The following is a 19400-nucleotide window of genomic DNA, read 5'->3' as shown; positions in this document are numbered from 1 at the left end:
CATCAAACTCGGCTGGCTCGTGAAGATCAACGAGTTGAACGATGAAAGCCTCGGCTATTACATCGTCAGGCCGCCGGGCCCGATGAGTCCGGCGGCAAAGATATTCATCGACTGGCTGAAGGCCGAGGCCTGATCAGATCGCCAGATCTTCCAGAGACTTGCCCGAAGCAAGCGCCGCCTCGACCCATTTCGGCTTGCGGCCGCGACCGGTCCAGGTCTCCGCGGCGTTTTCCGGGTTGGCATATTTCGGCGCGACCGCCTTGCGCGATTTCGCCGCGCTGACGCCGGTCAATTCGGCGAGCGAATATCCCATCTTGCGCGCGGTTTCCTCAAGTTCGACGAGCGCCTCTTTTTTCTTGCGCTCTTCGTAGGTCGCAATCGCGCGATCGACTTTCGCGCGCAGCGTCTTCAGTTCGGAAAGCGCGAGCGCTTCGAGATCCATGTCCATTCCAGCCTCCGGAATTCAAATCCGGAGACTTTATTATTTATCCACAGGAAAATTACAAGAGCCCGAGTTTATCGCGGGCTGCGCTTTGCCAGAATGCGCTGCAGCGTGCGGCGGTGCATATTCAGCCGGCGCGCGGTTTCCGAAACGTTGCGATCGCACAATTCGTAGACGCGCTGGATATGTTCCCAACGCACGCGATCGGCGCTCATCGGGTTTTCCGGCGGCGGCGGCAGCATTTCCCCCTTCGCCAGAAGCGCATTGGTGATGTCGTTCGCATCGGCGGGTTTCGACAGGTAATCGGTCGCCCCCATCTTCACCGCGGCCACCGCGGTGGCGATCGCACCATAGCCGGTCAGCACCACGATCCGCGCATCGGGGCGTTTCTCGCGCAGCGCCTCGACCACCTCGAGCCCGTTGCCATCCTCGAGCCGCAGGTCGATCACCGCATAGGCCGGGGCCTGGTTCTGCACGATCACCTTGCCGGCGGCGACCGTCTCGGCCGTCTCCGGCTGAAAGCCGCGCTTCTCCATCGCCCGGGCAAGCCGGGTCAGGAACGGCAGGTCGTCATCCACAAGGAGCAGGGTCCGGTCTGCCCCCAGTTCGGTGATCTCGTCCTCGGCCATCGCATGCCCCCCAGGTTATCCGTCCGCCTGTTTCTAGGGACTTCGCCCCCGCGGGTCAATTTCCGCCGTAACCGGCGGTCAATTCTGTTTCTGTTCCGATTTCCAGGCATCGACGAAACAGGCGACCCGATCGGCCTCGTCTTCGGCGCTGGTGTCCCGATTGAAGAACTCGACGAAGCCGATATCGGGAAACACGAGGTAGGTCTGCGTCGAATGGTCGATGAGCGTGTAGGGATCGCCCGGATCCTGCACCTTGAAATAGGTGCGATAGGCTTTCGAGGCCGCGGCGATCTGTTCCTTCGATCCGGTGAGGCCGATCATCTTCGGGCTGAGGATATCGGTGAATTCGCGCAGCAGTTCCGGCGTGTCGCGATCGGTATCGACCGAGATGAACACCGGCGTCACGTCATAGCCCCGCTCGTCCAGCAGCCGCACCGCCTCGGCATTGCGGGCGTTGTCGATCGGGCAGACGTCGGGGCAATAGGTATAGCCGAAATAGATCAGGCTCGGTTTGGTGATGACATCCTTGTCGGTCACCGTCTTGCCGTTCTCGTCGACGAGGGTGAAGGGGCCGCCGATCGCGCCGCTGCCTCCGCCGACGACACCGCGGCGGCATTGCGCGAAGACATCCGCCTCCCCCGTGCCGGCGCTGAAATACCAGGCCGCGCCCAGCCCGGCGACGACGGCGAGCGCTGCGGCGATGGCGGCGGCTTTCGGGGGTATCGGCATGTCTCTTCCTTTTCGGCTCCTCCGCATTGATCGCGCCCGACAAGCCGACTATCAAGAGCCGAGCGACAAAATGTGACAACCGGCCTCATGTTTCGGGCCGGATCACGCAGCGGCAACGGAGCGGCACCTTGCAGGAGATCTCCGAGATCGGCGCGTCGACGGTCGCCGGCCCCCAGGACTGGGTGCGCCTGCGCACGCTGATCTTTCTGCGCTGGACGGCGGTGGCCGGGCAGCTGGGCGCGGTGCTGGCCGCCTGTTTCTTCTATGGCATCGACCTCGATCTGCCGCTGTGCCTCGCGACGATCGGCGCCTCGGTCGCAGCCAATCTCGTGGCGATCTTTCTTTTCCCCGAAAGCCGCCGGCTGAGCCAGGCGGAGGCGACGGCCACGCTGCTGTTCGACACCGCGCAGCTCGCGCTGCTGCTGGCGCTGACCGGCGGGCTGAACAATCCTTTCGCGCTGTTGATCCTGGTGCCGGTGACGATCGCAGCCACCGCGCTCGAGCTGCGCCCCACGGTGCTTCTGGGCGTGATCACCATGGTGCTGGTCACGATCATCGCGCGCTGGCATGTTCCGCTCGTGCTGAAATCGGGCGAGCTGCTGGTGGTGCCGCCGATCTTCGGCTTCGGCTATTGGCTTGCGATCGTGATCGGCGTCGCCTTCCTCGGTGCCTATGCGCATCGGATCGCGGCCGAGAACCACTCGATGTCCGACGCGCTGCTCGCGACGCAGCTCGCCCTCGCGCGCGAACAGAAGCTGACCGATCTTGGCGGTGTCGTCGCCGCCGCCGCGCATGAGCTTGGCACCCCGCTCGCCACGATCAAGCTGGTCTCCTCCGAGCTTGCCGACGAGCTCGACGATCGCCCCGAGCTTTGCGAGGATGCGATGCTGATCCGCGAGCAGGCGGATCGCTGCCGCGACATCCTGCGCTCGATGGGCCGTGCCGGAAAGGACGACCTGCACCTGCGCGCCGCGCCGCTGCTCGCCGTGCTGCGCGAGGCGGCCGAACCGCATCTCGACCGCGGCAAGGAGATCCGCTTCGACACCGCCCCCGGCCCCGGCGGCAGCGAGCGTCAGCCGATGATCTTCCGCTTCCCCGAACTGATCCACGCGCTGCGCAACCTGATCCAGAACGCCGTCGATTTCGCCGAGAGCACCGTCTGGGTCGATGCGGAATGGACCGATCGCACGATCACCGTGCGCATCACCGACGATGGCAAGGGCTATGCCCCCGGCGTGCTGGGCCGGATCGGCGACCCCTTCCTGCATTCGCGCCCCGGCGAGCGCAATCCGCGCGGCGAATACGAGGGGATGGGCCTCGGCCTCTTCATCGCCAAGACGCTGCTCGAACGCACCGGCGCGCAGCTGCGCTTCGCCAATGGCACCGCCCCGCAGGCGCCCGAAGGCGGGGCGCCGCAGCGTTCCGGCGCGGTGATCACGGTGGAATGGCCGGCGCATCGCCTGCTTGCGCCGGAGACCGGACCGCTGGGGGAAAACATCCCGATCACCGGCTGAGCGCCGCCAAAACGCGCTTAACGGCGCATTAACCTTTCTTCGGCAAACATGGATGCGACACCGGAGAAAGAGGCGGCAGTCATGCAGATCGAGTGGTTACAGGCGCTTATCATCGTGACGACATCGGTCGGCTCCGCGCTTCTGGCGCTGGGGGTGCTGACCGCGATCCTCTCGGCGCGGGGCGGCTCGGCCCTTCGGACCAGCGCCCATCCGATGCTCGAACCCACCGTCTTCCTTTTCGACGAGCACGATCTCGTCGATGCGACCGGCCCGGCACGCGCGCTGCTCGACGCCGCGCCGATGGCGGCGAGCGACTGGGCGCGCTTCGCCGCCTTCGTCGCCCCCCGTTTCGACGATTTCGACCGCGCCATGACCACACTGGCCGAACGCGGCACGCTGGAACTCACCTCGAAACGTGGCGAGGGCGGGCATGCGGCGCTGCGCCTGCAGGCGGAGGATGTGAACGGCCTCGCCCGGATCACCCTCATCGACCCGGAGGCCGAGGGCCGCGGCCTGATCGTCGACGGGCTGTCGCAACGCGCGCTGGAGGACGAGCTCGACCTGCTGCGCCTGACGCTCGACCATTCGCCCGCGCTGGTCTGGCGCGAGGATGGCGAGGGCGGGATCATCTGGGCGAATCGCGCCTATATGCTGCGCTCCGGTGCCTTCGCGGATTCGGAGGATGCCCTTGTCTGGCCGCTGCCGAAACTTTTCCCTCTCGATGAGAATGCCCCGCTCTCGAGCCCCCGTCGCATGCGGCTCGAAACTGCGGATGGCGGGGCCACCTGGTTCGACTGCCACAGTTTCGCGCTCGACAGCGGCGCGTTGCATTTCGCGCTGCCCGCCGATGCCACGGTGCGCGCCGAAAAGGCCCTGCGCGATTTCGTGCAGACCCTGACGAAGACCTTCGCCGATCTGCCGATCGGGCTCGCGATCTTCGACCGGCAACGTCAGCTGCAGCTCTTCAACCCGGCGCTGATCGACCTCACGCAACTTGGCCCCGAGTTCCTGTCCGCGCGCCCCACGCTCTATGCCTTCCTCGACCGGCTGCGCGAGGCGCGGATGATGCCGGAACCGAAGGACTATCGCAGCTGGCGGTTGCAGATGACCGAGCTCGAGCAGGCGGCAGCGGCGGGCTTCCATGCCGAGACCTGGACCCTGCCGAGCGGCCAGACCTATCGCGTCACCGGCCGGCCGCATCCCGATGGCGCCATCGCCTTCCTGTTCGAGGATATTTCTTCGGAAATCTCCCTCACCCGTCGCTTCCGCGCCGAACTCGAACAGGGGCAGGAGGTGCTCGACCTGATGACGGAGGCGGTGGCGATCTTCCAGCCCTCGGGTGAGCTGACCGCCTCGAATGCAGCCTATGATACGCTTTGGGGGGTCGAACCCGGTAATACGCTCGGTCGGGTGACCCTGCTCGATGCGGTGCGGCTCTGGCAGGACCATTGCGCGGAAAGCGAGCTCTGGGTGCAGGCGCGCGGCTTCAGCACGCGGATCGGCCAGCGCGCCGAGATCACCGGCACGGTGCAGCGGCTGAGCGATGGCAAGGCGATCGACTGCCGCTTCGTGCCGATGAACGGCGGCGCGATGATGGCGAGTTTCCTGCCCCGCGAAACGGCGCCCGAACCGCAGCTCAGCACCCCGCGGCGCCCGGTGCTGCGCGGCGAGCTCCTGGCGCGCTGATACGGCTTGCGGCACCCGCCGGGGACGGTAGAGTGCGCGCATGCCGTCCGACACACCCCTTTTCACGCGCGCGCTTCCCGATGCGGATGCCACCGCCGCCTTCGCGATCGCCCTCGGAGCGCTGCTGCGCGCCGGGGACGTGTTGCTGCTCGAAGGGCCGATCGGCGCCGGCAAGACGCATTTCGCCCGCGCCCTGATCCAGGATCGCCTGTCGCGGCTGGGCCGGAACGAGGACGTCCCCTCTCCGACCTTCACCCTCGTTCAGGTCTATGATGCGGAACCGGAGATCTGGCACGCCGATCTCTACCGTCTCGGCCACCCCGACGAGGCGATCGAACTCGGCCTGGAAGAGGCCTTCGACGCCGCGATCTGCCTGATCGAATGGCCCGAACGCCTTGGCCCGCTTACGCCACCGGATGCCCTGCGCCTCAGCTTCACGCAAACCGAAGGCGGTGCCGCGCGCCGGGTCAGCGCCTTTGGCCCCGCCACCTGGGCCGCACGCCTCGCCGCGCTGGAGAGCGCCACCAATGACTGACGAGATTGCAGCCTTCCTTGCGGCCGCGGGCTGGAGCGAAGCGCAACGCGCCCCGCTCGCCGGCGACGCCTCCGCCCGCCGCTACGAACGGTTGCGCCGAGGCCGCGAAACCGCGGTGCTGATGGTCGCCCCACCGGGCCCGGAGATCGCGCGTTTCGCGCAAATAGACCTCTGGCTCCGCCAAAACGGGTTCTCCGCGCCGCAAATCCTCGCGCAGGACGAGGCGAGCGGCCTCATGCTGCTCGAGGATCTCGGCGACGCACTCGTCGCGCGGCTCACCACCGCGGATCCCGCGCGCGAGGCGCCGCTTTACGCCGCAATCACCGCGTTTCTCCTCGATCTCCACCGCATCGCCCCGCCCGCCTTCCTTGCCCCGCTCGACGGCCCCGCGCTTGGCGATCTGGTGTCACTGACCGCCGCCTGGTATCCGGTACGCGATGCCGAAGCCGCGCGCGATCTGCCTGCGTTGATCAGCCAGGAATTCGCCCTGCGCGACACGCTTGACCCAGTTACCTGCCTTCGTGACTTCCACGCCGAAAATGTGCTCTGGCTGCCCGAGCGGCAGGGCGTGCAGCGCCTTGGCCTCCTTGACTTCCAGGACGCCGTCGCCGCGCATCCCGCCTATGATCTGGTTTCCGCATTGCAGGACGCCCGTCGCGATGTTTCACCCGCGCTCGAACAGCGGGAGATCGCGCGCTACGTCGCGGCCCGCGGTCTCGATCCGGTCGAATTCGAGGTGGTCTATGCGCTGCTCGGCGCCCAGCGCGCATTGCGCATTCTCGGCATCTTCAGCCGGCTCTGCCTCGGCCTCGGCAAACCCGGCTACCTCGCGCTGATGCCCCGGGTCTGGCGCAACCTTGAGCGCAATCTCGCGCAGCCCGCACTGACGGCGCTCGCCGATCTCGTGCAGGCCGCCTATGACCCGCCCGACGAAATGATGCTGCAAAGGATGAGGGACGCATGCGGAAGTCACCCGACGCCCTGATGCTCTTCGCCGCCGGCTTCGGCACGCGGATGCGGGAGCTCACGCGCGATCGCCCCAAGCCCCTGATCGAGGTCGCGGGAAAGCCGCTGATCGACCATGCGCTCGACATCGCGGCGGCGGCCGGTATCGCGCATGTCGTCGTGAACACCCATTACCTGGGGGCACAGATCGCCGCCCATCTTGCCGGGCGATCGATCACGATCTCCGACGAAAGCGGCGAAATCCTCGAAACCGGCGGCGGTCTGCGCAAGGCGCTTCCACTGCTCGGCCACGGGCCGGTGCTGACGCTGAACACCGACGCCGTCTGGACCGGGGCAAATGTGATCACGGAACTACTTGCCGCCTGGGATCCCGCGCGCATGTCGTCGCTTCTGGCGCTCATCCCCTGTGATCACGCGACCGGACACCCCGGGACGGGTGACTTTTCTTTCTCTGCGGAGGGCCGGATCACGCGGGGCGAAGGCTACGTCTACACCGGTGCCCAGATCCTGAATCCTGCCGGAATAGAGACGTTTTCCGAGCCGGCCTTCTCCCTCAACCTGCTTTGGAATCGGCAGATTTTGGAGGGTAGGGCCTTCGGGATGATCCATCATGGCGGTTGGTGCGATGTCGGTCGCCCCGAAAGCATCACCCTTGCCGAAGCGATGCTGGGCAGCGCCGATGGCTGAGGCGCATGTCTTTGCCCTACCCCCTGGCGTCGATTTCCCGCGCGAACTCGTCGTCGGACTGATCACGCGGATGCAAGGTGAACCGCCAGAGGCGATGGCCCGGGTGCGGCTCTACCTCAACTCCGGCCGGATGCAGCGCCGCGTGCGCGAAGAATTCGACCGCCACGGCGCCCGCTTCCTGCCGCGCCTTGCGCTGGTGAGCGATCTCGCGCGGCAGCCGCTCTCCGGCCTCGCCCCCGCGGTGCCGCCGCTGCGCCGACGCCTCGAGCTTGCCCGGCTGACGGCCGAACTGATGCGCAGCCTGCCAAGTTTCGAGGCCGGCGCAGGGGCCTTCGGCCTTGCTCGGAGCCTCGGACAATTGATGGCCGAGATGCAGACCGAAGGCGTCACTCCGGATACCCTCGAACGGCTCGACGTCGCGGAAAACCATGCCGAACACTGGCGCCGCAGTCTCGATTTCATTCGAATCGTCGCCCGCTATTTCGAAGCTGATGCCCACCCCGACGCAGAGGCGCGACAGCGCCTGGCGATCGAGAACCTGGCCGCGGAATGGCAGCACAGCCCCACAACCGAGCGCATCATCGTCGCCGGCTCCACGGGGTCACGGGGCGCCACCGCGCTTTTCATGCAGGCGGTCGCGACCCTTCCGAATGGCATGATCGTGCTCCCCGGGGTCGATTTCTCGATGCCGGATCACGCCTGGAACAGTCTCTATTCCAGCCAAATCCCGCTGGAGGACCACCCGCAATATCGCTTTCTCCATCTGCTCCGGGCACTCTCGCTCACCCCGGGAGACCTGAAGCGCTGGACCGAGACGCCGCCCCATTCGGCGGGGCGCAACGCGCTGATCTCCCTGGCGCTGCGCCCTGCCCCGGTAACGGATCAATGGATGCAGGAAGGGCAGCAGCTTGGCGATCTGGGGCCGGCCTGCGCCGACGTCTCGCTGATCGAGGCGAGTGATCCGAGACAGGAAGCCACCGCCCTCGCGCTCGCCTTGCGCGAGGCGGCGGAGACCGGGCAATCGGCCGCGCTGATCACCCCCGATCGACTTCTGGCGCGCCGCGTTGCCGCGATGCTCGATCGTTGGGGGATCATTCCGGACGACAGCGCCGGCGAACCCTTGCAACAGACCGCGCCGGGGCGCTTCCTGCGGCACATCGCGCGGCTGCAGGGGCGACGGCTGACGATCGAAGCGCTTCTCGTCCTGCTCAAGCATCCGCTTACCGCGACCGGATCGACCCTGCGCGGCCATCATCTCCGGTTCACGCGCGAACTCGAACTGCATCTGCGCCGTCAAGGCCCGGCCTTCCCCGATGCGGCGACGCTGTCCGCCTGGACGGAGGGGAAAGACCCCGAGCAGACGCTTTGGGCGAGCTGGCTTGGCGCATTCATCATGCGGTTCGAGCCCTCGGGCGATCGCTCCATTTCCGCCTGGTTAGAGACGCATCTGTCACTTGCGGAGACGCTTGCGGCCGGCCCGGCCGGCGCCGTGGAGGCGAGTGAACTCTGGTTGCAGGAGCCCGGCCGCGCCTGTGCCCGGATCATGGCGGATCTGCAAATGGAGGCCGAGCACGGCGGCCTCGTTTCTGCCTCGGATTACACCGACCTGATCGACGGGATGCTGGGCGAGGAACAGGTGCGCGCTACGGCAGCCGCGCATCCCGGGATCGCGATCCTCGGCACGCTGGAAGCGCGCGTTCATGGCCATGATCTCGTGATTCTCGGCGGCTTGAACGAGGGAATCTGGCCCGCGGCACCGGCACCGGACCCCTGGCTCAGTCGCAAGATGCGGCTCGATTCCGGCCTTTTGCTGCCCGAGCGGCAGATCGGTCTTTCCGCGCATGACTTTCAGCAGGCGATCGCCGCGCGGCAGGTGATCCTGAGCCGGGCCCGACGCGACAGTGACGCCGAAACCGTGCCCTCGCGCTGGCTCAACCGGTTTACGAACCTGCTCGGCGGGCTCGCCAAAGGACATGGCCCGGAAGCCCTGGAGGCGATGCGTGCCCGGGGCAGTCGTTATCTGCGGATGGCGATGGCGGTCGATCGGCCGGACACCCTCCTCCCGGCGCAGCCGCGTCCCGCGCCGCGCCCTCCCGTCGAGGTGCGACCACGCGAACTTCCCGTGACCGCGATCAAGACGTTGATCCGCGATCCCTACGCGATCTACGCGCGGCGCATTCTGCGGCTGCGCCCGCTCGATCCGCTGCGCCCCGAACCGGATGCGCGGCTGCGCGGCCAGGTACTACACGAGATCGTCGAGCTTTTCGTGCGGCAATGGCACGAGGAAGAGCCTGAGGCCGCGGTGGCACGCCTGATGGCTCTGGCGCAGGAGGTGCTCGAAACGCGCATCCCCTGGCCCAGCGCCCAGCGGCTCTGGCTTGCCCGGATCGGCCGGATCGCGATGCGCCTCGTCGAGGACGAAGCCGCGAGACGCGCCCGGGGCAGGCCAGCACTGATCGAGAAATCAGGCTCTGTTTCGCTGGAAAACATGGATTTCACGCTGAATGCAAAGCCCGATCGGATCGACATTCTGCAAGATGGCACCGCCCATCTTTTCGACTACAAATCCGGCAAACCGCCAAGCGATGCCGAGGTGCTTCATTTCGACAAGCAGCTTCTGCTCGAGGCGGCGATGATCCTGCGCGGCGCTTTCGCCGACATCGGCCCGCGCGAGGTCTCGGCGATGACCTATCTGCGCCTTGGCGGGGCCGGTGAGACGCGCGACCTCGGCTTCGGGGCCGAGGAAATTCGTGAAACCTGGGACAAGCTCGGGCGACTGATCGCCCGCTATGGCAACCGGGCGCAGGGCTATGCGGCGCGGCGCGCGCTGCAACACTCGCTCGAGCAGAGCGACTACGATCACCTGTCGCGCTTCGGGGAGTGGGAGCTGAGCGACCGGGCCAAGGGGGAGGATGTCGGATGACGCGCCGCGACCCGGCCACGGAAAACCAGGTGCGGGCGGCGGCACCGGAGGAATCGACCTGGCTTTCCGCGAATGCCGGGTCGGGCAAGACCAAGGTGCTCACCGATCGCGTCGCGCGGCTGTTGCTTGGTGGAACCGAACCGCAACGCGTGCTGTGCCTGACCTATACCAAGGCCGCGGCAGCCGAGATGCAGAACCGGCTGCTCAAGCGGCTCGGGGCCTGGGCGATGATGGAGGATGCGCCGCTGCGCGCCGAGCTGCGTGCTCTCGGCGAAGAGGGCGCCTTCGACGCCGAACATCTCGCCCGCGCGCGACGGCTTTTTGCACAGGCGATCGAGGCCCCCGGAGGGCTCAAGATCCAGACGATTCACTCGTTCTGCGGCGCCCTGCTGCGCCGCTTCCCGCTCGAGGCCGGCGTGCCGCATGGCTTTGCCGAACTGGACGACCGCTCCGCCGCACTGTTGCGCGAGGAGGTTCTCGAAACGATCGCGAGCGGCGCGGAACAGCCCGCTTTCGACGCCCTGGCACGTCATTTTTCCGGCGAGGATTTCTCGCGCCTGATTGCCGAAATCAGCAGACATAGAGACGCATTTTTATCCGTGATCACCGTCGAAGATCTGCATCGCGCGATCGGGCTTCCTGCCGATCTGACCTTGCGGGATCTCCCCGGCCGTGTCCTCGACAGCGAGGCCTGGGCGCTGATCGACCAGGCCTGTCCGATCCTGGCCCAGCAAAGCCCGACGATGAAGACGATGGCCCAGGTTTTGCGAAACCTCGATCGGCGCACGCCGGGTGAGGCAGATCTCCGCGCGCTTTACGATCTCTTCCTCTACCGCAAGGACGGCGCCCCTTTGGCCAGCGCCAAGGCCAGTTCTCTGACGAAGGGTGCGGTCGCGGCCCTCGGCGAGGAGCTGACCGAGGCTCTGCGCGGTTTCGCCGAACGCGTGGCCGAGGCGCGCGGCGCGGAATTCGCGCTCTCGACCATCGAGCGCACTCTGGCTTTGCACGCCTTTGCCCGCGCCTTCCTGCCGCTTTTCGCCCAGCGCAAGGCCGAGCGCGGCTGGCTCGATTTCGACGACCTGATCACGCGCGCCGGCGCCCTGCTGTCGGATCCTTCCGTTGCGCAATGGGTGCTGTTCCGGCTCGACGGCGGGATCGACCATATTCTCGTCGACGAAGCGCAGGACACGTCGCCCGAACAATGGCACGTGATTGAACGTCTCGCCGACGAGTTCACCGCCGGCGACGGGGCGCGCGAAACCCGGCGCACGATCTTCATCGTCGGGGATCGCAAGCAGTCTATCTACTCCTTCCAGGGCGCTGATCTGAGCCGTTTCGAGGCGATGCAGAGACTGTTTTCCGAGAAATTCGCCGCGATCTCCCGCCCCCTTCAAAACACCGCGCTCCTGCATTCCTTCCGCTCCTCCTATGCGATCCTGCGGCTTGTGGACCTGACCTTTTCCGGCGCGCAGGCGACCGGGCTCGGCGGCGCGCCCGAGCATCTCGCCTTTCACGAAACGATGCCCGGGCGCGTCGATCTCTGGCCTGTCGTGCCTCCGCCTGCGAAACCGGCGGAGGACGACTGGGAAAATCCCGTCGACCTTCCCGGGGAAGATGACGCGAATGTGGTGCTCGCGCGGGGGATCGCGCAGGAGATCCGTGCGATGATCGACGCCGGCACCGCCTTGCCCACGGCGCAGGGGCCGCGGCCGGTTCACGAGGGCGATTTCCTCATTCTGGTGCGCCGACGCGGAACGCTCTTCGTCGAGATCATCCGCGCCTGCAAGGCGGCGGGGCTCGCGGTCGCTGGAGCGGACCGCCTCAAGCTCGGGGCGGAGCTCGCGGTTCGCGATATCGTCTCTGTTCTTGCCTTTTTGGCCACTCCGGAAGACGATCTGTCGCTTGCCGAGGCGCTGCGATCACCGCTTTTCGGATGGAGCGAAGACGCGCTCTATCGCCTCGCGCAGCCGCGGCGCGGCTATCTCTGGCAGGCCCTGCGCAGCGATGAAACCACCGATGCCGCGACACGCGAAATCCTTCGCGATCTGCTCGACCAGGCTGACTTCCTGCGGCCCTATGACCTGATCGAACGGTTGCTCGGTCGCCATGGCGGGCGAGAGAGACTGCTCGCACGGCTTGGCCCCGAGGCCGAGGACGGGATCGACGAGCTGGTGACCCAGGCGATCGCCTATGAACAAGGCGAAGTGCCAAGCCTGACCGGTTTCCTCAACTGGCTTGGCGCCGATGACGTCGAAGTGAAACGGCAGCTCGAAGGGGGCGGCCGGTCGATCCGTCTGATGACGGTACACGGTGCCAAGGGGCTCGAGGCCCCGATCGTGATCCTGCCCGACACGACCAAGCCGCGGAACACGCAAAGCAACAGTATCCTGCGCGGAGAAAACCACAGCGCGTTCTGGAAAGGACCAAGCGCAAGCCTGCCCCCGGCGCTGCGGGACGCTGCCGACGAAGAGCTGCACCAGATCGAGGAGGAACGCCGGCGACTGCTTTACGTTGCGTTGACCCGGGCCGAGAAATGGCTGATCGTCGCCGCCGCCGGCGAGGTGAAAGCCGATGACGGGAGCTGGTACGCGACGATCGAGCAGGGCATGGAACAGGCTGGAACAGAGACTGTTTCCGCGCTTTCCGACGAAATTTCCGCTCTCGGTCCGGTGCGCCGGTTCAGCCACGGCGACTGGCCTGAACCCGTCTCCGCGCAGGCCGTGGAAACCGCGCCGCGCGTCACGTTGCCGGACTGGGCATTCCGACGCGCGGCCGCGCCCTCACGGGCCACGGCGGCGCTTTCGCCCTCGGATCTCGGGGGGGCCAAGGCCCTGCCCGGCGAAAGCGATGCCTTGGACGAAGAGGCCGCAAAACGCCGGGGGCGGCAGCTCCACCTGCTGCTCGAACATCTCCCGCAATGGCCGGCCGAGACCTGGCCGGATCTGGCCTCGGATCTGCTTTCTTCCGGGGATGACAGGGCAGATTCCGCCGAAACAGAGACGATACTGGCCGACGCGACGCGGGTGCTTCGGAGCGTCGACGCGGCCGGGTTCCTCGGCCCCGACAGCCTTGCCGAGGTCGAGATCACCGCGGAACTGAGTGAGCTCGACGGTCAGCGCATCCACGGCGTGATCGACCGTCTTCAGGTGACCGGAAACACCGTGCGCGTGCTCGACTACAAATCCAATACCGTGGTCCCGGCACATGCCCGCGCGGTTCCGCTTGGCCTGCAGCGGCAGATGGCGGCCTATCGCGCCGCCCTACGCCAGATCTATCCCGGGCGCAGTGTCGAATGCGCGCTGCTCTGGACCGTGACGGGTGAGATCATGCCGCTCTCCTCCGCACAGCTTGATGCGGCATTGCGTTCCGCCCCCGCATCTTGACGGCCCGGGAGGGGCGCCCTACCTTCCCGCCAACCAAAGCTTCAGGAGATCCCCATGGGCACCGCTACCGTTGCAGTCACCGACGCGACCTTCGATGAGGAAGTTCGCAAGTCCGATATCCCCGTCGTCGTCGACTTCTGGGCCGAGTGGTGCGGCCCCTGCCGCATGATCGGCCCGTCGCTCGAAGAGATCGCGGCCGAGATGAAGGGCAAGGTCAAGGTCGTGAAGGTCAACGTCGACGAGAACCCCGACAGCCCCGCCGTTCTGGGCGTGCGCGGCATCCCGGCGCTGTTCCTCTTCAAGGATGGCCAGGTCGTGTCGAACAAGGTCGGTGCCGCGCCGAAAGCCGCGCTGCAGGCCTGGATCGACTCGGCGATCTGAAGGTTGCGACATGACGAAAGGGGCGCCTTCGGGCGCCTTTTTCATATCGGCCAGCCGTGGCGGCGCAAGGCGGCAAGGATCTGCGCCTCGCACTCAGGGCGCCCGGCGTTGATCGCCCTCTCCTTGAGAAACCAATAAAGATAGCGCGCGAAATCGGGGCGCGGCCGGGGTGCGAAGGCCGCCGCGATCCCGTCTCGCGGCACGCTCGCCGCGATGTGATGGAAGTCGACCTCGGCAAAGAGGATCGCCGGTTTCTCCAGGAAAAACCCCTCGAAAGCCATCGAGCTGTTTTCGGTGACGACGAGGCTGCATCGCTGCAAGGCCGCCATCGAGCCCCCGCGCTGAACGGTGAGCCGCGGATGGCCTGCGGCAAGGCGATCGAGTGCGGCCAGTTCCTCCGCGGAATAGCTTTCGTTCGGATGCAGCGTCGCCAGAACGGGCAGGTCGATCCGCGCGAGAACCTCCTCGATCATCGCGAGCGGGCTCATCGCCTGAAAACTGCGCCGCTCGGTGAGACGCCCCTGCAGGGGGACAAAAACGAACCTCTCGTCGGAGGACAAAATTCCGCTGGAATAGAGGCTTTTTCGCCAGTTTTTCGCGAACTTTGTCGCCGCTTCGACGTCAACCTCCTCCGGGTAAAACGGTGCCTGCGCCACCGGCCATTCCCAGCGCTTCGCCGAGGCCTCGATGTTCCAGAACGCCCCCACGTAACAGTGCCGACAGGTCAGCGCCCGCGCATGCGTCGGCTCTTCCATCCGGTAGAGCGCATAGCCCTCCCGCCCCGGCGCGGCGAGGCGGCTGGCAAGCGTGCTTTCCTCGATCGTCACGCGCCATCCCTGCCCTTCGACCGCCGCCTTCAGACGACGAAAGAAATTGTGGGTGCCCGCGCGGGCACGCGGCAGCGCCTCCCCCTCGAGATAGATGCGAAGATGCTCCGGGCGGGTCATGGCGGCAGGCTATGCGCCGCCGCCCGGCGCGGCAAGGCTTGCACCGCGGCCCCCGCCCGCACATATCTGCGCAAACGGAGGTGAAGATGGCGGAAGACAAATTTCCCGGCTGGCACGGCACGACGATCATCGGCGTGCGCAAGGGCGGGCGCGTCGTCGTCGCCGGCGACGGGCAGGTCAGCCTTGGCCAGACGGTGATCAAAGGCACGGCGAAGAAGGTGCGGCGCCTCTCGCCCGGAGGGCGCGAGGTGATCGCCGGTTTCGCCGGTTCGACCGCCGATGCCTTCACCCTGCTCGAACGGCTCGAAAAGAAACTCGAGGCGGCGCCCGGGCAGTTGGCGCGCGCCTGCGTCGAGCTCGCGAAAGACTGGCGGATGGACAAGTATCTGCGCAATCTCGAGGCGATGCTGATCGTGACCGACGGCGCCGATCTTTACGTCATCACCGGCGCGGGCGACGTGCTCGAACCCGAACATGACATCGCCGCGATCGGCTCGGGCGGCAATTACGCCCTCGCCGCGGCGCGGGCGCTGATCGACGGCGATCTCGACGCCGAGACGATCGCCCGCAAGGCGATGGCGATCGCAGCCGAGATCTGTGTCTATACCAACGGAAACCTGACGGTGGAGAGCCTTTCGAAATGACCGACCTGACGCCGCGCGAGATCGTCTCGGAACTCGATCGCTTCATCATCGGACAGGCGGACGCCAAGCGCGCCGTCGCCGTCGCCCTGCGCAACCGCTGGCGCCGTCAGCGCCTCGACGCCGATCTGCGCGAGGAGGTCTATCCGAAGAACATCCTGATGATTGGACCCACCGGGGTCGGCAAGACGGAAATCTCCCGCCGCCTCGCCCGCCTTGCGAAGGCGCCCTTCCTCAAGGTCGAGGCGACGAAATTCACCGAAGTCGGCTATGTCGGCCGCGATGTCGAACAGATCATCCGCGATCTGACCGATGTCGCCGTGACCGAGACGCGCGAGCGCATGCGCGAGGAGGTGAAAGCCCGCGCGCACAAGGCCGCCGAGGATCGCGTGATCGAGGTGCTCGCCGGTCATGACGCGCGCGAAGGCACGCGCGAGATGTTCCGGGCCAAGCTGCGCAGCGGCGAGCTCGACGGCAAGGTGATCGAGATCGAGGTCGCCGATGCCGCCCCCGCCACGCCGATGATGGGCATGGGCGGCCCGGGGATGGAAATGCAGGTCCAGGGCCTGCAAGATCTGTTCAAGGCCTTCGGCGGTGCCCGCCGCAGCCGGCGCAAGATGACCGTGGCCGAAAGCTACGAGGTGCTGATCGCCGAGGAGGCGGACAAGCTGCTCGACGACGAGACGGTGAAGACCGCGGCGCTCGAGACGGTGCAGCAATCGGGCATCGTCTTCATCGACGAGATCGACAAGGTCGCCGCCCGCGCCGAGACGCGCGGCGCCGACGTCAGCCGCGAGGGGGTGCAGCGCGACCTGCTGCCGCTGATCGAGGGCACCACCGTCTCCACCAAATACGGGCCGGTGAAGACCGACCACATCCTCTTCATCGCCTCGGGCGCCTTCCACATCGCGAAACCCTCGGATCTGCTGCCGGAATTGCAGGGCCGCCTGCCGATCCGGGTCGAGTTGCAGGCGCTGACCGAGGGCGACTTCACCCGCATCCTGACCGAGACCGACAACGCCCTGACGCGGCAATATACCGCCCTGATGGCGACCGAAGAGGTCACCGTCGGCTTCACCGAGGACGGCATCGCCGCGCTGGCGCGCATCGCGGCCGAGGTGAACAGCTCGGTGGAAAATATCGGGGCGAGAAGGCTCTATACCGTCATGGAACGGGTCTTCGAGGAGCTGTCCTTCTCCGCCCCCGACCGGGGCGGCGAGAGTGTCACGATCGATGCCGGCTTCGTCGAAGCGCATCTCGGCGCCCTCGCACAATCGAGCGATCTGAGCCGCTACGTTCTCTGAACGCGACTGGCGCACAAAGGGGGGCTCCTGCTATCTTCGGCACAAAGGAGCCCCCATGCGTCTGGTCCTCTTCGTCACGCTGATCGCCCTCGTCTCCTGCGCGCCGCGCGGGGAGCTTGCCTTCGCGCCGCAGCCCGAGGTGCCGGCGCGCACGATCTATGTCGGCTCGACCCGGGGGATGGACCCGAAGACCGACGCCGATTTCGGCTATGAGCGGCGCGAGAGCCTCGAGCTCGCGCGTTTCGACGTCACCGTGCCGCCTGATCGCTCGCCAGGCAAGCTCAGCTACCCGACGGGAAGGAACCGCCCCGATCCGCAAAAGGATTTCCTCGTCGCGGATGAAAAGCTCTACGCGCAGGACACGGCCTTCCGCGCCGATCTGCGCCAGCAACTCGCCCAAAGCGGCGGCGAGGCGATCGTCTTCGTCCATGGCTTCAACACGAATTTCGCCGAGGGCCTTTATCGGCTGGCGCAGCTCGGCACCGATTTCGACGTTCCCGGCACGCTCGTCTATTACGCCTGGCCTTCGCGCGGAAACGTGCTCGCCTATGCCTATGACCGCGATTCCGCGCTTTTCGCCCGCGACGGGTTGCAGGATCTGCTGCGCGAGCTGCGCCTTGCCGGGGCGCGCAAGATCCTCCTCGTCGCCCATTCGATGGGCTCGGCGCTGAGCATGGAAACCCTGCGCCAGATCGCGATTTCCGCCGATTCAGAGACGCTTTCGCGAATTTCCGGCGTCGTTCTGATCTCGCCCGACATCGACGTCGACGTGTTCCGCGCACAGGCGAAACGCATCGGAACGCTGCCGCAGCCCTTCGTCATCTTCACCTCGCAACGGGACAAGGCGCTGCGCCTCGCCTCGCGCATCAGCGGTGACGAGGCGCGCCTCGGCAATCTGAAGGACATCGCACGCGTCGCCGACCTCAAGGTGACGATGATCGACACCGGCGCCTTCAGCGTGCGGGATGGGCATTTCAACATCGGCAATTCGCCCTCGCTGATCAAGATGCTCGGCAGCACCGGCCGCATCGCCAAGGTGCTGGAGGGCGATCAGAGCGGGCGCACCGGCCTGGCCTCCGGCGTGATCCTGACGGTGCAGAACGCGACGCAGATCATCCTCTCGCCGGTCGAGGCACTCGGCGGTTAGCGCGTACGCCGCAGGTAGACGTAATAGGCGCCCGAGCCGCCATGTTTGAGATGCGCCTCGCTCACCTGCATCACCACGGCCCCCAGCGGCGGCAGCCGCAGCCAATGCGGCACCTGATGGCGCAAGACGCCCTGCCGCTGCGGGATCGGCCCCTCGTCGAGACCGCGCTTGCCCTTGCCCGTGATCACAAGCACGAGGCGACAACCGCGATCCTGCGCGCTCAGCACGAAATGGATCAGCTCGGGATGCGCCTGCGCCAGCGTCATGCCATGCAGGTCGATCTTCGCCTCCGGCTCGATCTTGCCGCGCGTCATCTCGCGATGCTTCTTGCGATCCATCGCCACCGGTTGCCGCGCGAGATGCTCCGCGATCGAGGGGGCGAGATCGTGGCGGAAGGAAAGATCCGTGCGGTTCTCGCCGATGCGGAAATCGCGCAGATCGAAGCGCGGCTTCTTCGGCGCGCTCAGCGCCGGCAGACTGTCCGATTCAGGCTCTGTTTCGGCCTTTTTCGGCTTGTGCATCGCCTCCGCCGAGGCGGCGACACGCGACCAGAGCTCGCGCTCCTCGGGGGTGAGCTTGCGCTTCCGGCTCATCCGCGCCTCCGCAACAGCACCATCGCACCGCGCGCGTTGATCGCCCCCGCGATCCGGCCTGCCTCAGCGCCCGATCCGATGAAAAGGTCGCCGCGCCCCGCCCCCTTGATCGCGGACCCGATGTCCTGCGCCACCATCAACCGCGCGCCAAAACCGGGGCAGTCGACCCAGACCGGGCTGCCAAGCGGGATCACCTCCGGATCGACGGCGAGCGAGCGCCCCGGCACCACCGGCCGCCCCATCGCGCCCAGCGGGCCGGAGCCCTCGGGCAGATCGAGCACGCGGAAGAAGACGAAAGACGGGTTGTGGTCGAGCAGCGCATCGACCTCCCCCGGGTTTTCACGGCACCAGCGGCGGATGCGGTCCGGCGTCATTTCCGCCGGAACAGAGACGTTTCGACGGATCAGCTCCGCCCCGATCGAGCGATAGGGATGACCGTTCTTGCCGGCAAAACCAAGGCGCATGGCACGCCCGTCGGGCAGGCGCAACCGCACCGATCCCTGCACCTGCGCCAGAAACGCCTCGATCGCGCTTTCGACCCAGGCGATCTCCTGACCGCGGAGCAGATCGCCGGCGCGGATCGCAGTGCGGCTGTGCCAGATCTCCCCCGGGGCAAACCCCGGCGGGGGCCCGTAAAGCGCATGGCAAAACCGGTCATCAGGGGTGAGCGAGGCCGCCAGTTCCGGCTCGTAATAGGCAGTGAAATGGGCCGCCCCGGGGGGAACGATCTCGACCGGATCGAAGCGTTCCTCGAAAAACGCCCGGGCCTCTTGCGGCCCGGGCAGATCGGTCATCCCGTAAAGATCGGCAGTCACGGCAAAGGCGGCAAGAGCCGCGGCGTGGTCGTCTTCGGCCCAGCCGGCAATCTCGCGCGCTGAGCGCGGCGACATGGC

The 19400-nt window shown here is 66.7% G+C and carries 17 protein-coding genes; 11 read left to right on the top strand and 6 right to left on the bottom strand.

Annotated features, from left to right (window positions below; all coding sequences use genetic code 11):
* Positions 1 to 133: 133 nt before the first annotated feature.
* The 3 genes from AB7U46_RS01080 to AB7U46_RS01070 form a co-directional block, all read right to left on the bottom strand.
* Positions 134 to 448, bottom strand: a complete 315-nt coding sequence (locus AB7U46_RS01080) for an H-NS family nucleoid-associated regulatory protein (protein WP_428335074.1) — start codon at positions 446 to 448, stop codon at positions 134 to 136.
* A gap of 68 nt (positions 449 to 516) precedes the next feature.
* On the bottom strand, positions 517 to 1071 hold the full coding sequence (locus AB7U46_RS01075) for an ActR/PrrA/RegA family redox response regulator transcription factor (protein WP_428335073.1): 555 nt from the start codon (positions 1069 to 1071) through the stop codon (positions 517 to 519).
* 78 nt (positions 1072 to 1149) lie between these two features.
* Positions 1150 to 1800: an SCO family protein gene (locus tag AB7U46_RS01070; RefSeq protein WP_428335072.1), complete on the bottom strand. Its 651-nt coding sequence runs from the start codon at positions 1798 to 1800 to the stop codon at positions 1150 to 1152.
* A 137-nt stretch (positions 1801 to 1937) separates the two neighbouring features.
* Here AB7U46_RS01070 and regB point away from each other — a divergent pair, with 137 nt between their 5' ends.
* The 8 genes from regB to trxA all read left to right on the top strand — a co-directional run bounded on the left by regB (position 1938) and on the right by trxA (position 13875).
* Complete coding sequence (gene regB, locus AB7U46_RS01065; protein ID WP_428335079.1) at positions 1938 to 3314, top strand: sensor histidine kinase RegB; 1377 nt, start codon at positions 1938 to 1940, stop codon at positions 3312 to 3314.
* Positions 3315 to 3395: 81 nt separating this feature from the next.
* The gene (locus AB7U46_RS01060) at positions 3396 to 5000 is read left to right on the top strand and encodes a PAS-domain containing protein (protein ID WP_428335071.1); all 1605 of its coding nucleotides are present in this window, start codon (positions 3396 to 3398) and stop codon (positions 4998 to 5000) included.
* A 40-nt stretch (positions 5001 to 5040) separates the two neighbouring features.
* Positions 5041 to 5535 carry a tRNA (adenosine(37)-N6)-threonylcarbamoyltransferase complex ATPase subunit type 1 TsaE gene (tsaE, locus tag AB7U46_RS01055; protein WP_428335070.1) on the top strand — a complete coding sequence of 165 codons (495 nt, stop codon included), beginning with the start codon at positions 5041 to 5043 and terminating at the stop codon, positions 5533 to 5535.
* Complete coding sequence (locus tag AB7U46_RS01050; RefSeq protein ID WP_428335069.1) at positions 5528 to 6520, top strand: aminoglycoside phosphotransferase family protein; 993 nt, start codon at positions 5528 to 5530, stop codon at positions 6518 to 6520. The genes tsaE and AB7U46_RS01050 overlap by 8 nt, the downstream gene beginning before the upstream one ends.
* A complete protein-coding gene (locus AB7U46_RS01045; protein ID WP_428335068.1) occupies positions 6496 to 7188 on the top strand; it encodes a nucleotidyltransferase family protein in 693 nt (230 codons plus the stop codon). Before AB7U46_RS01050 ends, AB7U46_RS01045 begins: the two co-directional genes overlap by 25 nt.
* On the top strand, positions 7181 to 10111 hold the full coding sequence (gene addB / locus AB7U46_RS01040) for a double-strand break repair protein AddB (protein ID WP_428335067.1): 2931 nt from the start codon (positions 7181 to 7183) through the stop codon (positions 10109 to 10111). The genes AB7U46_RS01045 and addB overlap by 8 nt, the downstream gene beginning before the upstream one ends.
* Entirely contained in the window at positions 10108 to 13494 is a 3387-nt protein-coding gene (addA, locus tag AB7U46_RS01035) for a double-strand break repair helicase AddA (RefSeq protein ID WP_428335066.1), read from the top strand. Before addB ends, addA begins: the two co-directional genes overlap by 4 nt.
* Before the next feature lie 54 nt (positions 13495 to 13548).
* A complete protein-coding gene (gene trxA, locus AB7U46_RS01030) occupies positions 13549 to 13875 on the top strand; it encodes a thioredoxin (protein ID WP_428335065.1) in 327 nt (108 codons plus the stop codon).
* A gap of 41 nt (positions 13876 to 13916) precedes the next feature.
* Here trxA and AB7U46_RS01025 read toward each other — a convergent pair whose 3' ends face one another.
* On the bottom strand, positions 13917 to 14822 hold the full coding sequence (locus AB7U46_RS01025; protein WP_428335064.1) for a hypothetical protein: 906 nt from the start codon (positions 14820 to 14822) through the stop codon (positions 13917 to 13919).
* A gap of 86 nt (positions 14823 to 14908) precedes the next feature.
* Between AB7U46_RS01025 and hslV the strand changes: the two genes are divergently transcribed.
* The 3 genes from hslV to AB7U46_RS01010 are packed head-to-tail and all read left to right on the top strand — an operon-like array spanning position 14909 to position 17914.
* Positions 14909 to 15466, top strand: a complete 558-nt coding sequence (hslV, locus tag AB7U46_RS01020) for an ATP-dependent protease subunit HslV (protein WP_428335063.1) — start codon at positions 14909 to 14911, stop codon at positions 15464 to 15466.
* On the top strand, positions 15463 to 16767 hold the full coding sequence (gene hslU, locus AB7U46_RS01015) for an ATP-dependent protease ATPase subunit HslU (protein ID WP_428335062.1): 1305 nt from the start codon (positions 15463 to 15465) through the stop codon (positions 16765 to 16767). Before hslV ends, hslU begins: the two co-directional genes overlap by 4 nt.
* Before the next feature lie 55 nt (positions 16768 to 16822).
* Positions 16823 to 17914 carry an alpha/beta hydrolase gene (locus tag AB7U46_RS01010; RefSeq protein WP_428335061.1) on the top strand — a complete coding sequence of 364 codons (1092 nt, stop codon included), beginning with the start codon at positions 16823 to 16825 and terminating at the stop codon, positions 17912 to 17914.
* Here AB7U46_RS01010 and AB7U46_RS01005 read toward each other — a convergent pair.
* Positions 17911 to 18507, bottom strand: coding sequence for a Smr/MutS family protein (locus tag AB7U46_RS01005; protein ID WP_428335060.1), 597 nt, complete (start codon positions 18505 to 18507; stop codon positions 17911 to 17913). The genes AB7U46_RS01010 and AB7U46_RS01005 overlap by 4 nt on opposite strands.
* Positions 18504 to 19397: an MltA domain-containing protein gene (locus AB7U46_RS01000; RefSeq protein WP_428335059.1), complete on the bottom strand. Its 894-nt coding sequence runs from the start codon at positions 19395 to 19397 to the stop codon at positions 18504 to 18506. Before AB7U46_RS01000 ends, AB7U46_RS01005 begins: the two co-directional genes overlap by 4 nt.
* Positions 19398 to 19400 lie beyond the last annotated feature (3 nt).

The sequence above is a fragment of the Paenirhodobacter sp. genome, from assembly GCF_050177655.1.
GTDB lineage: Bacteria > Pseudomonadota > Alphaproteobacteria > Rhodobacterales > Rhodobacteraceae > Rhodobacter.
The sequence above is the reverse complement of the archived record's forward strand: the minus strand, read 5'-3'. Positions and strand labels throughout refer to the sequence as shown.

What these genes read in the sequence shown, in the direction of transcription:
- AB7U46_RS01080 (WP_428335074.1), bottom strand. Translation starts at nt 448, where the DNA reads ATGGACATGGATCTCGAAGCGCTCGCGCTTTCCGAACTGAAGACGCTG.
- AB7U46_RS01075 (WP_428335073.1), bottom strand. Translation starts at nt 1,071, where the DNA reads ATGGCCGAGGACGAGATCACCGAACTGGGGGCAGACCGGACCCTGCTC.
- AB7U46_RS01070 (WP_428335072.1), bottom strand. Translation starts at nt 1,800, where the DNA reads ATGCCGATACCCCCGAAAGCCGCCGCCATCGCCGCAGCGCTCGCCGTC.
- AB7U46_RS01060 (WP_428335071.1), top strand. Translation starts at nt 3,396, where the DNA reads ATGCAGATCGAGTGGTTACAGGCGCTTATCATCGTGACGACATCGGTC.
- tsaE (WP_428335070.1), top strand. Translation starts at nt 5,041, where the DNA reads ATGCCGTCCGACACACCCCTTTTCACGCGCGCGCTTCCCGATGCGGAT.
- AB7U46_RS01050 (WP_428335069.1), top strand. Translation starts at nt 5,528, where the DNA reads ATGACTGACGAGATTGCAGCCTTCCTTGCGGCCGCGGGCTGGAGCGAA.
- AB7U46_RS01045 (WP_428335068.1), top strand. Translation starts at nt 6,496, where the DNA reads ATGCGGAAGTCACCCGACGCCCTGATGCTCTTCGCCGCCGGCTTCGGC.
- addB (WP_428335067.1), top strand. Translation starts at nt 7,181, where the DNA reads ATGGCTGAGGCGCATGTCTTTGCCCTACCCCCTGGCGTCGATTTCCCG.
- addA (WP_428335066.1), top strand. Translation starts at nt 10,108, where the DNA reads ATGACGCGCCGCGACCCGGCCACGGAAAACCAGGTGCGGGCGGCGGCA.
- trxA (WP_428335065.1), top strand. Translation starts at nt 13,549, where the DNA reads ATGGGCACCGCTACCGTTGCAGTCACCGACGCGACCTTCGATGAGGAA.
- AB7U46_RS01025 (WP_428335064.1), bottom strand. Translation starts at nt 14,822, where the DNA reads ATGACCCGCCCGGAGCATCTTCGCATCTATCTCGAGGGGGAGGCGCTG.
- hslV (WP_428335063.1), top strand. Translation starts at nt 14,909, where the DNA reads ATGGCGGAAGACAAATTTCCCGGCTGGCACGGCACGACGATCATCGGC.
- hslU (WP_428335062.1), top strand. Translation starts at nt 15,463, where the DNA reads ATGACCGACCTGACGCCGCGCGAGATCGTCTCGGAACTCGATCGCTTC.
- AB7U46_RS01010 (WP_428335061.1), top strand. Translation starts at nt 16,823, where the DNA reads ATGCGTCTGGTCCTCTTCGTCACGCTGATCGCCCTCGTCTCCTGCGCG.
- AB7U46_RS01005 (WP_428335060.1), bottom strand. Translation starts at nt 18,507, where the DNA reads ATGAGCCGGAAGCGCAAGCTCACCCCCGAGGAGCGCGAGCTCTGGTCG.
- AB7U46_RS01000 (WP_428335059.1), bottom strand. Translation starts at nt 19,397, where the DNA reads ATGTCGCCGCGCTCAGCGCGCGAGATTGCCGGCTGGGCCGAAGACGAC.